This is a genomic window from Wenyingzhuangia gracilariae, assembly GCF_056387575.1.
Genome location: NZ_CM150748.1, coordinates 721,792 through 735,637 on the forward strand (window position 1 = coordinate 721,792; position 13,846 = coordinate 735,637).

The 13,846-nt window shown below is 29.9% G+C and carries 15 protein-coding genes; 12 read left to right on the top strand and 3 right to left on the bottom strand.

The window, feature by feature from the left end; translation table 11 throughout:
• Positions 1 to 9 precede the first annotated feature (9 nt).
• From ACY2IJ_RS03030 to ACY2IJ_RS03065, 8 genes are all read left to right on the top strand, one after another.
• Positions 10 to 858 carry an IS3 family transposase gene (locus tag ACY2IJ_RS03030; RefSeq protein WP_476726532.1) on the top strand — a complete coding sequence of 283 codons (849 nt, stop codon included), beginning with the start codon at positions 10 to 12 and terminating at the stop codon, positions 856 to 858.
• Positions 859 to 904: 46 nt separating this feature from the next.
• Entirely contained in the window at positions 905 to 1,486 is a 582-nt protein-coding gene (locus ACY2IJ_RS03035; RefSeq protein WP_476725684.1) for a Crp/Fnr family transcriptional regulator, read from the top strand.
• A gap of 194 nt (positions 1,487 to 1,680) precedes the next feature.
• Positions 1,681 to 2,067: a YybH family protein gene (locus tag ACY2IJ_RS03040; protein WP_476725685.1), complete on the top strand. Its 387-nt coding sequence runs from the start codon at positions 1,681 to 1,683 to the stop codon at positions 2,065 to 2,067.
• Positions 2,068 to 2,082: 15 nt separating this feature from the next.
• Positions 2,083 to 2,451 (top strand): DoxX family protein, encoded by a 369-nt coding sequence (locus ACY2IJ_RS03045; protein WP_476725686.1) that lies wholly within the window; start codon positions 2,083 to 2,085, stop codon positions 2,449 to 2,451.
• 80 nt (positions 2,452 to 2,531) lie between these two features.
• Positions 2,532 to 3,008 (top strand): hypothetical protein, encoded by a 477-nt coding sequence (locus ACY2IJ_RS03050; RefSeq protein ID WP_476725687.1) that lies wholly within the window; start codon positions 2,532 to 2,534, stop codon positions 3,006 to 3,008.
• A gap of 6 nt (positions 3,009 to 3,014) precedes the next feature.
• Positions 3,015 to 4,010 carry an MBL fold metallo-hydrolase gene (locus tag ACY2IJ_RS03055; RefSeq protein ID WP_476725688.1) on the top strand — a complete coding sequence of 332 codons (996 nt, stop codon included), beginning with the start codon at positions 3,015 to 3,017 and terminating at the stop codon, positions 4,008 to 4,010.
• A 161-nt stretch (positions 4,011 to 4,171) separates the two neighbouring features.
• Positions 4,172 to 4,582 carry a hypothetical protein gene (locus ACY2IJ_RS03060; RefSeq protein WP_476725689.1) on the top strand — a complete coding sequence of 137 codons (411 nt, stop codon included), beginning with the start codon at positions 4,172 to 4,174 and terminating at the stop codon, positions 4,580 to 4,582.
• Positions 4,583 to 4,947: 365 nt separating this feature from the next.
• Positions 4,948 to 6,705 carry a PAS domain-containing sensor histidine kinase gene (locus ACY2IJ_RS03065; RefSeq protein WP_476725690.1) on the top strand — a complete coding sequence of 586 codons (1,758 nt, stop codon included), beginning with the start codon at positions 4,948 to 4,950 and terminating at the stop codon, positions 6,703 to 6,705.
• A 56-nt stretch (positions 6,706 to 6,761) separates the two neighbouring features.
• Here ACY2IJ_RS03065 and ACY2IJ_RS03070 read toward each other — a convergent pair whose 3' ends face one another.
• On the bottom strand, positions 6,762 to 7,115 hold the full coding sequence (locus ACY2IJ_RS03070) for a winged helix-turn-helix transcriptional regulator (protein WP_476725691.1): 354 nt from the start codon (positions 7,113 to 7,115) through the stop codon (positions 6,762 to 6,764).
• Positions 7,116 to 7,271: 156 nt separating this feature from the next.
• Between ACY2IJ_RS03070 and ACY2IJ_RS03075 the strand changes: the two genes are divergently transcribed.
• From ACY2IJ_RS03075 to ACY2IJ_RS03085, 3 genes are all read left to right on the top strand, one after another.
• Positions 7,272 to 8,225, top strand: coding sequence for a 2OG-Fe(II) oxygenase family protein (locus ACY2IJ_RS03075; protein WP_476725692.1), 954 nt, complete (start codon positions 7,272 to 7,274; stop codon positions 8,223 to 8,225).
• Between the two features lie 255 nt (positions 8,226 to 8,480).
• On the top strand, positions 8,481 to 9,086 hold the full coding sequence (locus ACY2IJ_RS03080; RefSeq protein ID WP_476725693.1) for a Crp/Fnr family transcriptional regulator: 606 nt from the start codon (positions 8,481 to 8,483) through the stop codon (positions 9,084 to 9,086).
• An 80-nt stretch (positions 9,087 to 9,166) separates the two neighbouring features.
• On the top strand, positions 9,167 to 10,468 hold the full coding sequence (locus ACY2IJ_RS03085; protein WP_476725694.1) for a T9SS type A sorting domain-containing protein: 1,302 nt from the start codon (positions 9,167 to 9,169) through the stop codon (positions 10,466 to 10,468).
• Between the two features lie 8 nt (positions 10,469 to 10,476).
• On the opposite strand, the gene ACY2IJ_RS03090 is transcribed toward ACY2IJ_RS03085, so the two are convergent.
• Both ACY2IJ_RS03090 and ACY2IJ_RS03095 read right to left on the bottom strand, forming a co-directional pair.
• Positions 10,477 to 12,816, bottom strand: a complete 2,340-nt coding sequence (locus ACY2IJ_RS03090; protein ID WP_476725695.1) for a hypothetical protein — start codon at positions 12,814 to 12,816, stop codon at positions 10,477 to 10,479.
• Between the two features lie 53 nt (positions 12,817 to 12,869).
• Positions 12,870 to 13,241: a nuclear transport factor 2 family protein gene (locus ACY2IJ_RS03095; protein ID WP_476725696.1), complete on the bottom strand. Its 372-nt coding sequence runs from the start codon at positions 13,239 to 13,241 to the stop codon at positions 12,870 to 12,872.
• Positions 13,242 to 13,487: 246 nt separating this feature from the next.
• Between ACY2IJ_RS03095 and ACY2IJ_RS03100 the strand changes: the two genes are divergently transcribed.
• Complete coding sequence (locus tag ACY2IJ_RS03100) at positions 13,488 to 13,841, top strand: hypothetical protein (protein ID WP_476725697.1); 354 nt, start codon at positions 13,488 to 13,490, stop codon at positions 13,839 to 13,841.
• Positions 13,842 to 13,846 lie beyond the last annotated feature (5 nt).

Genomic DNA, 13,846 nt, shown 5'->3' on the forward strand with positions numbered 1-13,846 from the left:
TGTTTTGGGATTAGTAAACAAGCTTTCTATAAACGCTTAAAAAACCATCAAAAACAACTAAATAACGAACAAATTATCATCAAACTTGTAAAGGAGTGTCGTAACAAAATTGGACAGTTTTTGGGAGCTAAAAAACTGTATCATGAACTCAAAAATAAGTTCAAAAACCTTGGAATTAAAATGGGAAGAGATAAGTTTTTCACTCTTCTTAAAAACCATAAACTACTGATTAAGAGAAATAAAAACTATCATGTAACTACCAATTCAAAGCACATGTTTTACAAATACAAGAACTTAATTAAAGACAAAGTACCTACCAGAGCTGAACAAGTTTGGGTAACGGATATCACATACATTAAAACAGATAAAGGACATGCATACCTGGCACTCGTTACAGATGCGTATTCTAAGCAAATTATGGGATATAAGATAGATGATAACATGAAAACTGAACTATGCTTAGATACACTTAAAATGGCTATCAACAATAGAAAATATCCTAATCAAAAATTGATTCATCACTCTGATAGAGGTATCCAATATTGTAATTCTACCTATACAAAGTTTGCCGAAGAGAATGGAATCATCATGAGTATGACAGAACAATATGATCCTTACGAAAATGCAATTGCAGAAAGAATGAACAGAACTTTAAAATATGAATATGGACTAAAACATGTCATAAAAAATCTTAAATTAGCAAAAACAATCACCAAAAAGTCGGTCCATATTTATAACAATCTTCGTCCACATTGTAGTCTTGATTTATGCACTCCCAAACACGTGCACATAAATCAAAATATAAACTACAAATCGTACCGAAGAAATAAAAACAAACTGGAATTGTTAACCTTTTAAAAAACACAAAAAAGGTCAACCTATTTCAGGACGATACATGAAAAATATGAATACGGAACCAATCATAAATTACTTTTCCAATATTTTACCACTTAAGAAAAAGGAAATAGATGCTCTAGAAAAAGTATTTAGACAACGTAGAATTAAACGCAAACAATTTATTCTTCAAGAAGGCGATATCTGTAAACTAAACACGTTTGTTGTTGAAGGATGTTTTAGAATGTATTTTATTGATGAAAAAGGTAAAGAACATAACATCCAATTTGCAGTAGAAAATTGGTGGATTGGTGATATTGGAAGTTTTCATTCTGAAGAACCAAGCAAATTATATATTGAAGCTATTGAAAATTCTGTAATACTTCAAATAAAAAAACAAGACCAATTAGATTTGTTTGTGAATCACCCCAAATTTAATAGGATATTCAGAGTTTTTACTGAAAATGCTCTAGTTTCTTATCAAAGACGTGTTTTACAAAACATAAGCTCTACGGCAGAAGAACGTTATCTTGATTTCATGAACCGTCACCCATACTTCTTTAACCGCATTTCAAACGTTCAAATTGCATCTTTCCTTGGTGTTACACCAGAATTTTTAAGTACTATTCGTAAAAAAATAGCAAAATCTTAATCTACATTAAGAAGTATTCTTAATCTACCTTATAGGTACATCTTATCATTACATCTCATCTTTGTGGTATTAAAAATTAATACTAACAATCAATGAAAAAACTTCTACTCATTTTAATAGCATCAACGCTATTAGCTTCTTGTGTAAACACATCAAAAAAAACAAATAAAAAAAATCTTCAAAACACACAAACAATGGAAAAATTAGCAAAGCAAAAAATCGAAAGTTTATTAATGACTTACAAAGAAACATTAAACACATCTAATGCAGAAAAAGCAACAACTTTATATACTAAATATGGTGTTTTTATGCCTAGTGGTGCCCCCTCAGCAATAGGAACAGAAAACATTAAAAAAGCTTACGACTTCGTGTTTTCTCAAATACAATTGAACATCGAGTTTTATATTGAAGAAATTACAATTGAAAACACTTTTGCTTATGCCGTTACAAGTTCTAAGGGGACTACATTAATACATGCAAATGGCAAAACTATTCCTGAAGAAAACAGAGAATTATTTGTTTTCGAAAAAGAAGATGGCTCTTGGAAAATAGCTCGTTATATGTTTAATAAAACGAAATAATTAAAAGCAACAGACATGAAAATTATTTTATTTAAGACAAGCATAATAGGCAAATATCTATATGCAGTGCCTATGATAATTTTTGGACTATTCCACTTTTTAAATGGCAATACAATGGCAGGAATGGTTCCAATACCTGGTGGCATTTTTTGGATTTACCTTACAGGAGTAGCACTTATTGCTTCAGGAATAAGTATACTACTTAAGAAATTAGATGATTGGTCTAGTTTTCTACTAGCTGTTTTGCTATTAGTATTTGCTCTTACAATGGATTTACCAGGAGTTTTAGCTGGCGGTAAAATGACTCAAACATACACTTTTGGTTTACTAAAAAACATTGCACTAGCAGGCGGATCATTAATCTATTTAAACTCTAAAAAATAAAAATAAGTTATATCGCTATTGTTTTATTATGCTGCTTCAGTTGTGGCAGGAATAAAACATCTAATACAACTCAAAACAAAATGGAAAATAAAATAGAAAAGATGACTCCTACACAAACCGTACAAGAATTACTAAAAAAACCTACAAACCTAGAACATACTTATAAATATTTGGCTGATGATTTTGTATATGTTTCATTAAACTATAAGAACGATGATTTAAACAAAATAATGCCATGGGCAGGTACACATTTTGGTCCAAAAAGTTTTTCTGAAGTCTTTAAGGGTGTATATAAACAGTGGACTGTAGACGAATTCGTTCCTGAAACAGCCTTTGACAATGGTGTAGATGTTGCCATATTTGGTCATTTCACATTAAGATCAAAATTATTAGATCGTGCTCGAAAATCTCCTTTTGCAATTTTTGCAAAAGTAAATACTGAAGGAAAAATAACTTACTTCCAATATATGGAAGACACTTTCGCAACAGCCGATACATTTAAAAGCGGTGGTGAATGGACTTTTCAAACATTACCTAAAAAAGAAGTTAAAATTTAATACAGAATGAAAAACATAATAACATTAGTAGCAATAATTGCTATATCAATACAAGCATACACGCAAAAGTCCTTAGAAAGCTATAAACCAGTTCTAAAAAGCACATTAGAAAAATCTATAAAAGTTAGCTATGAAAAAGGCTATGCCATTGAAGAAGTAAAACCAAATATTTATGTGTTAACAGATGGAATATGGCAATCTGCCATGATCGTAACTTCTGATGGTGTTGTTTTAATTGATGCACCTGAGAGTTTTGGTAAAAATATTGAAAAAGCTGTTAAAGAAGTAACAAATGAACCAATTAGAACATTAGTCTATACACATGGACATTCAGACCATATTGGTGGTTCTCAATATTTATCCAATATCAAAGATTTAGAAATTATATCGCAAACTGGAGTAGCTGATTTTTTGAGAGAACAGAATGATTCGAGAAGATTGATTCCCAATAAAACTTTTAAAGGTGCTTTAGTTTTAAGAAAGGGAGACAAACAGATTCACCTTTCAAATCACATGAATTACCACTCAAATGAAGGAGATTTATTTGTATCTATTCCTAAAGACAAATTTTTAATGGTAATAGATGTTTTAGCACCTGGTTATGTGCCTTTTAAAAATCTCGATTTGAGTAATAATGTACACAATTATTTAAAAGTGTTTGACCAAATTTTAGCTTATGATTTTGATGTATTTATTGGAGGGCATTTAACAGGAATAGGAACTAAAGAAGATGTTCTATTGACTAAAGCCTATGTGTATGATTTATATGAAACAGTTAAACGAATTCATAGTTCAACAAATATGTTGGAAGTAATGAGTGCTTCGGCAAAAAAAATAGGCTGGGACAATAAATACCTATTATTTGACACCTTCCTAAACAAAGTAATTGAAGATAGTTATAATGAAATTGAGTCACGTTGGATTACTCAATTGGCTGGGGTCGATGTGTTCACAAAAAGTCATATCTCAACTATGTTAAATTATGTTCGATGGGATGATTAATTTAAAATAGACTACCTACAACTACGTATATAAAAAATAGCAGTTAAGACCTAAATTAAAGTTTGGTTCTTTTCTGCTATCTTTATTTCTAACTAAAAAATAATGCATATAAATTAGCTACTTTTTATATACAATCCCCTTACCTTTCATTAAAGAAAAAAATGAAAATCAAATCTACTATTAAACTAACAAATTTAAACCAGAATGTTTTAATCAACATTTTAGAAAACAACAACCTTAAAGTCACTGTACATAATAGTTTAAAATTTCAAGAAATAATAAAACCTAATACTCCAAATGGTTACTACATTTTTAAACCAATATTAAGCGGTGAATTCTATAATAACGAATGGAAAATACATATTAACTCTATTCTGTACAAATCTACTTTAGTCAGCTTAGCTAGTTATATTTTCTTTTGGGCAAATGGAAGTGAAATAAAAACTCAAATTATTATCTCTATAATTTCTTTTATTATCAATTATTGGATAAATAAAAAAATTATTGAAAACAGAATTGAAAATTTAGAGTTTGAATTCAAAAAAAAATCTAAAAAAAACATGGATAACTAAAAGAAAATATTCCATTTTTCAGTACAAAGAAAACTACTATTAATATAAATTCAACTCATAAAAAACAAAAGCTAACACCGGCTAAACTTCATGCGGAGTCCTATCTTACTCCTAAGTTTTTTGTATATTTACTAGGTCGCCAAATCTTGTTGTCCCGATGCTTCGGGATGGCTTAGTTAAAACCAAAAGAAACAAAAACAACCCTGCTAAAAAAAACGTACACCAAAGTAAAAATATACTCAAAAAGTATATAAAAGACTTTTGAAATAGTTATTATTGAATTTTAATTTCTCTAAAAAAGAAATACATTTAATCAACATTTGTTTCTATTTTAAGTAAATAGATCAATTTGTAAAAACAAACAGATGCCCTACATTGATCTTAAAACAATTTACTTTAGTTATATTTTAATTAATATTATTAATTTAATTTTAAGCGGATACCTCTATTTTCAAATTAAAACCAGGTTTCCAGGTACACTTTTAATAGTCCTTAGTATGCTTATGACTACTACAGGAAATGTATTGGTCTTTTTCAGAAACAGTATTCCTGATTGGCTTTCTATTCCTATAGCCAACGTACTAATTGTAGCCTCTATACTTACATTACTTATAGGGTTAGAGCATTTTGTTAAAAAGAAAGGACCCCAAATTCAAAACTATATTTTAATTTTTATCTTTTTTTTAATACATAGTTATTTTACTTATATAGTTCCTGATTTAAAAGCTAGGCACATTAACATTACCGTTGCATTTGTATTACTTAGTATGCAAATAATGCATTTAATGTTTGTTAGAACACCTACAAACATGCGTAATATAACTCGTCCAATGGGTTATGTATTTACAATTGTTTTTATTACACAAATTATACGACTCATCTATCTTACTCAAAATCCAGAAGCTTTAAGCTATAATCATCGGTCAGAATCTATTGAGTCTTTGTTTATTTTAAATTGGGAGCTTATTGTAATAATACTTGCCTATAGTCTTTCTTTAATGTATAATAAAAGATTAATTGTTGATGTTAACAATCAAGAAGAAAAGTTTTCTAAAGCTTTTTATGCAGCTCCTTTTGTGATACTGCTTTCCAAATTTAGTACCGGAGAAATTTTTGAAGTCAACAATAAAATTCAATCTATTTGTGGTTATTCGCCCAATGAATTAATCGGTTATAAAACCATAGATTTAAAACTTTGGGCATTTCCTAAAGACCGTTTAAAGTTTATAACATTACTAAAATCTGAAAATCAAGTTGTAGAACAAGAATATCAATTTCGTAAAAAATCGGGTGAATTATTTTATGGATTAATTTCTGCTAAAATTATTAACATTAATGGACAACAATGTATTCTATCTATTATAAATGATATTACGATTAGAAAAACAGCCGAACTTAATCTTAAAAAAAGTGAAGCATCTTTAAGACAATCTAACTCTACAAAAGATAAGTTTTTTTCCATTATTGCTCATGATTTAAAAAGTCCTTTTAATGGTATTTTAGGCTTTAGCCAACTACTAAGTGAACAAGTAAAAAACAACGATTATGAAAGTATTGCTGAATATGCAGAAATTATACATGACTCCTCTAAACACGCTGTAAATTTACTCTCTAATTTAACAGAATGGTCGATGGCTCAAACAGGTAAAATGGAGTTTCATCCTGAATATGTTGATATGGTTCTTATGATAAAATCTACCTTAGATTTGCTAAAAATAGCTTCGGATCAAAAGGAAATTCATACCCATATAAATTTACCCTCAAATCTTATTTTATATGTAGATAAAATAATGATTGAAGTTGTTTTAAGAAACCTTATTTCCAATGCTATTAAATTTACTCACCAAAAAGGAGATATTTACATTAATGTTCAAGAAAAAGAAAAAGAGTTTATATTTTCTATTATAGATACAGGTATAGGTATTCAAAAAAACAATCTAAATCAATTATTTAGAATTGATAGCACCTATTCAACCACAGGTACAAACAACGAAAGAGGAACTGGTTTAGGTCTTATACTTTGTAAAGATTTCATCAATTATCATAAAGGAAGAATATGGGTAGAAAGTGAATTTAACGTAGGCAGTAAATTCTATTTTTCTTTACCCAAACAATATTGCTAAACTCCAAAACTTAGCAATACATATACTCTATCCAATCGTTCAATACAACAAATCTACTAAACAGATTTCTCAGCCACAGAATCTCCCCAATCCGCAATAGATTGAACTAACGGAATTAAAGTTTTACCAAAATCTGTTAACGAATATTCTACTTTTAATGGTGGTTTAGACACATAAACCTTTCTTTTAATCAAACCATCTTCTTCTAATGCCTTTAGTTGTAAACTCAGCGTTCTTTCCGTAACTGTGGGCATACATTTTCTTAACTCATTATACCTTAGTTTATCTGTCATCAAATGATAAAGAATAACCGTTTTCCACTTCCCTCCTATAACCCCCATAGTTAAGCTTGCACAACAAGGGTATTCACTCCCTCTAAACTTTAACATTTTTTGTTTTGCTGTTTTCATAAATTATATACTATCATTTTTGACCGTTATTGCAAAGGTACAAAACTATACTTAATTTTGTAACTATATTTTTTATAGTATTTAATAATCAGCATACTATATAAAACAAACAATTAAAAAAACATTGAATTTAATAACAAACAAAAAATAAAAAAAATGAAAACTACTAACGCTCTTGCACAGGCTCGTGCACTAACTTTACCCTCTCGTCAAGCTTCACTTCAACGCGATGCTTCTGTTTCACAATTCTGGAATGAACATAAAAATCTACTTGAAAATGCATGGGCAGAATGGGAAGTTGAAAACAAAAACAATTTATTAATTCCTGATGAAACCCTTCTTGATTCACGTTTACGACAAGCAATTAATGATGCTTGGGAAAACCCTGAAAAAGAAAATGCTGTTGCAGATTTATGGGAAGAAATTATCCCTGGAGTGTATTCTGCACAGTTTTTTGATCTTGAACGTTTAAAAGATTTTCGTGAATATTTAGAAGCAGTGGCAAATTCACAAATTCCAAAACGTGCCCCATACGGTATTCAGCTAAATCGTTATGGAATGATGCTAGACCCACGTTCAGAAGGCTATCTTGCAGCACCTAATTTTCAAAAATTTTACAACGATATGATGGATCGTTACATGCGACCTATTGCTCGTTTATTACTTGGTACATATGGTTATGATCGTCAAACTTTTGGTTTTTCTATTCAGTACAACCCCGATAAAGACAAAGATTTACGTGCACATACAGATGCTTCTGCTGCTACTTTAAATATAAATACAAACTTGCCCAATGAAACATTTGAAGGTTCTCAAGTAGATTTTTATGACCAAGCTAGTGGAAAAACTGTACAAACAATTTTTGAACCAGGTAAAGCAATCATTCATCGTGGAAATGTGCCACATGCTACACATCCTATTACAAGCGGACAACGTAGTAATTTAGTTGTTTGGCTGTATGGTGATCGTATGCAAATACCTAGAGGTAATTCTAGTAGTTATGGAACTATTGATAATTCAATAGCTGCTATTGACACACCTACTAATGTTTCCGCTAAGGAGCGTTGGAGTATTCCTGGTGGATCTAAAGATACTTTTGCTCCATTTTAATAAACCAACTGAATAAAACTAGTTTGTAAAATAATATATTTAAAAGATAGTGGTTCTTAACCAAAACAAAAGGTTATGTTGGAACTGCTATCTTTATTTATTTAAAAAACATCTATTGACAAGCTCTTTTATAAATACTTCAAAAACATCTCCCTAAAATAACTATCAATCATACTAAAGAAATAAACTTAAGTTTGTAGTTTTATCTTTATAACATTTGTTGCCTTATAACACTTAAAAAGCAACTAGAACATGATGAATTTAAGTATCACTGATCAAGAAATATTATATACATTTTTTCAATCAGCTTGTTCTCTTACAAAAGAAACATTTCAGGAAATAGAAACATACTTTATCAAACGTTTGTACAAAAAAGGAGAATTTATTTTACAAACAGGTGAGGTGGAAACAAAGGCAAATATTGTTGTTAAAGGAGTGGTTCATCAATATATTTTTGATGAAGGAGAGTCTAAAACCGTAAATATTACTCCCAAAGGATTGGGTTTTAACAATCTTAAAAGCTACATAGTTGGTTCTCCATCTACCGAAGTTCATGAAGCAATAACCGATGTTGAAATTATTTCCATAGATAAGAAAGAGATAGAAGCATTAGCTCAAAAAAACCATGAATTCAGTTATCTTATGTTTAAAGTTTATGAAAAAATTCTTCTCGATCGTGAAAACAGAATGATGCTATTGCAAAATAAAAATCCTTCAAAACGATTTTCTCTTTTTTATGAAACCGTAGAAAGATCTAATTGGATTTTAAAAGATACTCCAGACAAATACATAGCTAGTTATTTAAATATGACTCCACAGCAATACAGTAAAGAAAAAAGTTTATTTCTAAAACAAAATTAATTTAATAAGTTATCCTGAGGCAACATTTTTTTTACCTACAAAATCTACTTTTGTGTAAAGTTAAATGAATCATTTAAGACATGTTTAAACTCTTAATTTTTACACTTATAAGTTTTCTTAGTGCTCCTTTTGTATGTAGCCAAATTATACGTAATTCCAACATTCCCAAAGCAAAACAAAGTCTAGATAGTATTATTGCTTACAGAAAAAACAACTTAACTGGTAAGTGGGATCAAAAAAGCTTTAAAGAATCTTTTTCTTATAACAATTATAAAGACACTTTAGTTGAAAAATATAGTTGGGACAGTGAAAATAACAAATGGAAAATTAGAGTAAAGGAAATAAAAGAATACAATAACCAAAATAACATCATACGCTATGAACATCATCTAATTTCAAAATCAAAAAAGAGAATAGATTATACTTATACCCATAAGGGAGATGTGGCAGAGGTTATAAATAGTAAATGGTTAGTTGATTTAGGAATATGGTTGCAAATTGAAAAAACGACAAAACACTACAATTCAAAAGGGCTGTTACAAGTAGATACGTCCTACACCAAATATACCGATTCTGATGCATGGGTATTAAAATCTAGAAAAGTATATACGTATGATACCGAGAATCATATTTTGGCCGATACAACTTATATCAAACAAAAAAACGAACTTGAATGGCAAAAATTTGGTTGCACTAACTATGAATACAATTCTGGACATTTAAAACACGTAATTTTTTCAAGATGGAATGTAGATCTTTCTCAATACATACCAACTACTAAAGAAGAAACACTTTACAATACCCACAATTGGAAAGTACTTGAAACAAATGAATACAAATGGGATAAGACCACTGACGAATGGGTAATTGCCTCAAAGCATACCTTTGGTTTTAATTCTGATGAGCCTTTGAACTCAATTACCAATAAATCTTTTGATAGTGACATCAATGTTACTAAAAACGTTTTTAGCTATGACTATTCCACTTTAAAAGATGAACTAATACTGCCTTCATCTTACACTAATTCTGCTACCTTTCATCATAAAATTACAAGTAATGATTATTTAAATCTTGAGATGGAAAAATATAGAGAAACTAAATTTTATTACTCAGAAACAGAGAGTTTATCAAAACCAGATAATACCCCTCAATCAATTTTAGGAATATACCCCAACCCAGCCAAAGAAAATGTTTTTGTAAATTTATCCAACACACATCATCAAGCATTGTTTGAATTGTATGATATGAGTGGAAAAAAAATAATGTCTTTAACTACTCGTAATAACCAAAAAATAAACATCCAAAAACTAAAAAAAGGATTCTATATATTTAGTATTACTTGCAAACAAAATAGAAGTACAGGAAAACTAATTAAAAACTAGCTTTATAATTACTTTTCTATTTCTAGCAACAAAACACCATGCACTCCAAGTTCAAAATTAGTTCCTAAAGATTCTCTTGTAAGCATGTTTGTACACTTTACAGTGTCTCCGTTTTTCATAGATACTTTTAATTGTGCTTTGTTTTTACCTAGGTTCACAATTGTCATCATATACCCGCCTTTTCCGTTAGGAGCAACTCTCCATACACATCCTTTTTGTGCCAATCCGTTAGATTCTGATAAAACAACTTTTGGCAACTTGGCATCTACCAATTGCAATGCCAATGTCTTTAAATCTTGGTGTTTGTTAGTGTTTAAAATGTGTAATTTTCCTTTATTGTTTTTTAAAGTCGTTGAACGTTTATGACCATATTCGTCCATAGAAAGACTAGTCTTGTTGTCTAAAATAACAGTTCCTCCATTATCTAAATATTTCTGAAGTTCATCAAATTCAGAATCTGTAACATATGGTGTTTTGTAAACCAAAACGACATCCCAATTTTTATGGTTTTGTTTTTTGATAATCTTTTCGGTTGCATAACCTACAGGAAAACCTTCAAAAAATAACGATTCATAAAGAGGATATTGTTCTGACATATGATGTTTTTTATTGATAGCCGATGTTTCTGAATGAAACAACCTTATAGGTCTTCTTTGACGACGTAGAGCCATTATTTCTTCTGAAAAACTATTCAAATCCATCATTACCTGCGTAAGTTCATTGGCTACCTGAGGCTGCATATTTACCGAAGCTGCAAAAGATTTCTGTAAGGCATTGTCCGAAGAGTGAACGTTATTTTCGAATCTTGCTTCTGGTGAACCATCTGGATCTCTAGCCCAAAACCAAGACAAACCAGCATCCATTCCAAACAAAGTTGCCAACCAAAAATTATTTCTAATGTACGCTGGAGAGGTATCTAATTTACGCCAAGCAACACTAGACAAAAAATGGGTTTCTGAATTTACATGTATTTTTTCAAGAGCTACAGATTCCATAAAATCGTACGAAACACAAAGCTCTTCCCAATGATATGAATAATATTTTTCCCATGGTTCTGTTCTATTGTATCGCATATCTTTTTCTCTAGTTTTGGCATCATCACCAATCATTGTAGTCAGTTCAGTAAGCGATTCTATATCAATTCCATGAGAACGATCATCATCCGAAAAAAAGTGCGGTTGTAATTTTATATGCGTATCTCCATTCGGATTGGTTTTGTGCAATTCTGTTTGTAAAAAAGCAAACCACTCTATTGCTCTATCCATGTTAAAACGATCCCAATCGTACCTTAACGGTGTTCCTTTTGTTTCTTTTCTTAATGGAAACTCAAAAGCTACATCATCAAACGATTTAAAATTTGTGTTCCAGTTTTGATTAAGTTTAGTAATGTTCTTTTTATACTTTACACTTAACCAATGCTTGTATTTTTTTAGAGTATACGATGAAAGGTCATTCATTTCACCTAGCTTATAAGCCCAACTCCCTTTTTCAGAAAACCAATGTGGTTCATTAGCCAATATGTATCCCAATTGCACTGTTTTTTTTCCTTTGGTTACCTCTCCTGCTTTTTTTATAATATCGCTCCAAACATCACGCATTAGCGGATTATCAATATCAAAACCAACAAAAGTACTCCTTCCTTTGGTTACTTCTGGTTCTTGTTCTTTAATCCATTTAGGAACATTTGTATTCCAAAGTAAAAGGTATCCTGCTTTGGTATTAGGATGATGAATAGCTTTGTTAAGAGCATATGCATTAAAAGTTCTGTCTTCTTTTAAAGAACTAGATGAAAAACCTCCAATATGGTCTATATTTCCTAAATGATCGTTATAAATACTGGGATCAGAAGTAGGGTTCCCCATTGATTTTGAAAAATAATCATATAAAAATATTGGTTTCCCATTACTGGTAAACTGATCATTTTCAACCTTTATGTGTTCCCAATCTACTTTTCTTACAGGTCTTCTTACAATGGTTCCTTTCACTACTTTTGTAAGATTGTCAATACCTTGGTCTAAAATCTCAATTACTTTTGTTCTTTCAAACTTTGGTAGCTCTTTAGCCATTTGAGCTTTGTCTCCTTTTATTGGGGTAAATTTTTCAAAAGACTCCTGAATAAAATCGGTATGATTTTCATCCCACTTGGCTATTTTTAAAAACTCTTTAGAAAACCAAACAATGGTTTCTTCTCTTGTAACATCAAACCCTTTTTTTTGGGCTTTGGTCATTAATTTTTCTAGTTGTGTAATTTTTTTCTTTGCTTGTTTGTTTAATTCTTGAGCATTTACAGAAAAAAACTGCACAAATAACAGCATTACTAAAAGATAGGGTTTGTTACTTCTAATCATTATAATTTAAGCTTTAAGTGGTGAGTCTTGTTTATAAGCGTTTTAATAAAACCTTATAATTGTTCTACTAGTTTTCTGGCAGTAACGGTATCGTATATAATTTTTAGCTTACAAATCTTGTTTTCAGCATCAAACTCAATAATATCTACCACATCAAATTCTACTTTTTGATTGTTTTTTAAAGTCCATTTGTAAGTAAAATAAAGTGCTAAATTGCCCGACTCATTTTCTTCAAAAATTCCTTTTACATAAAGATCAGAATTTGAAGTATCGTTATTCAGTATACGATAAAATTCATCTGCTTGTTTGATTCCATATAACGGTGATTCAACAATTCCATCTGCTCTAAATAAAGCTACTATTCCATCAACATTTCCTTTCTCTAGGTCAACTATATACTGCTTTGCTACTTCTTTTTTATTCATTTTTTTTGTTTATAAACTTTAATTTTTCTAGTTAAATACAACAGCTAATAGCTGTTATTAAGTACAACTATCAAATATACAAAACATTCACAACGGATTTTTACAACATCAAAAAAAGCCTACTTTTAATCAATTTTGTACTAAAAAAAAATTTAAAGGTATTTGTTGTTTTACCAATTTTTTATTCGGTTTTAGTGTAGCAACCTTTTAAACAATTTGCATCTACATTGCAAACAACACAATTAAATGAAAAAAATAATAACCTTACTTTTTGTAGCCTACTTCTTAACATTTTGTAGTAATAAAACAAAAGATGAACCCATATTTGTTTGTCGTGTTTTAGAACCAACGCTAGAACTACCATGGATTAAAGAACAAATAAACAATGCAGATGAATACACTTATTTTAAATCTGCCTTGTACAAAAATGAAACTGTGTTTATAGACCAAAACTGCAATCCTTTGGTTAATTTTCAATCTAACGTTTACAATTGTTATGGAGAAATTTTGGGTAGCACCAACGAACTCTATGAATATTTAACTGAAATTAAAATAATTTGGCAACACCCAGAAAATAAATGTGATTTAGACAAACCATAAACAAT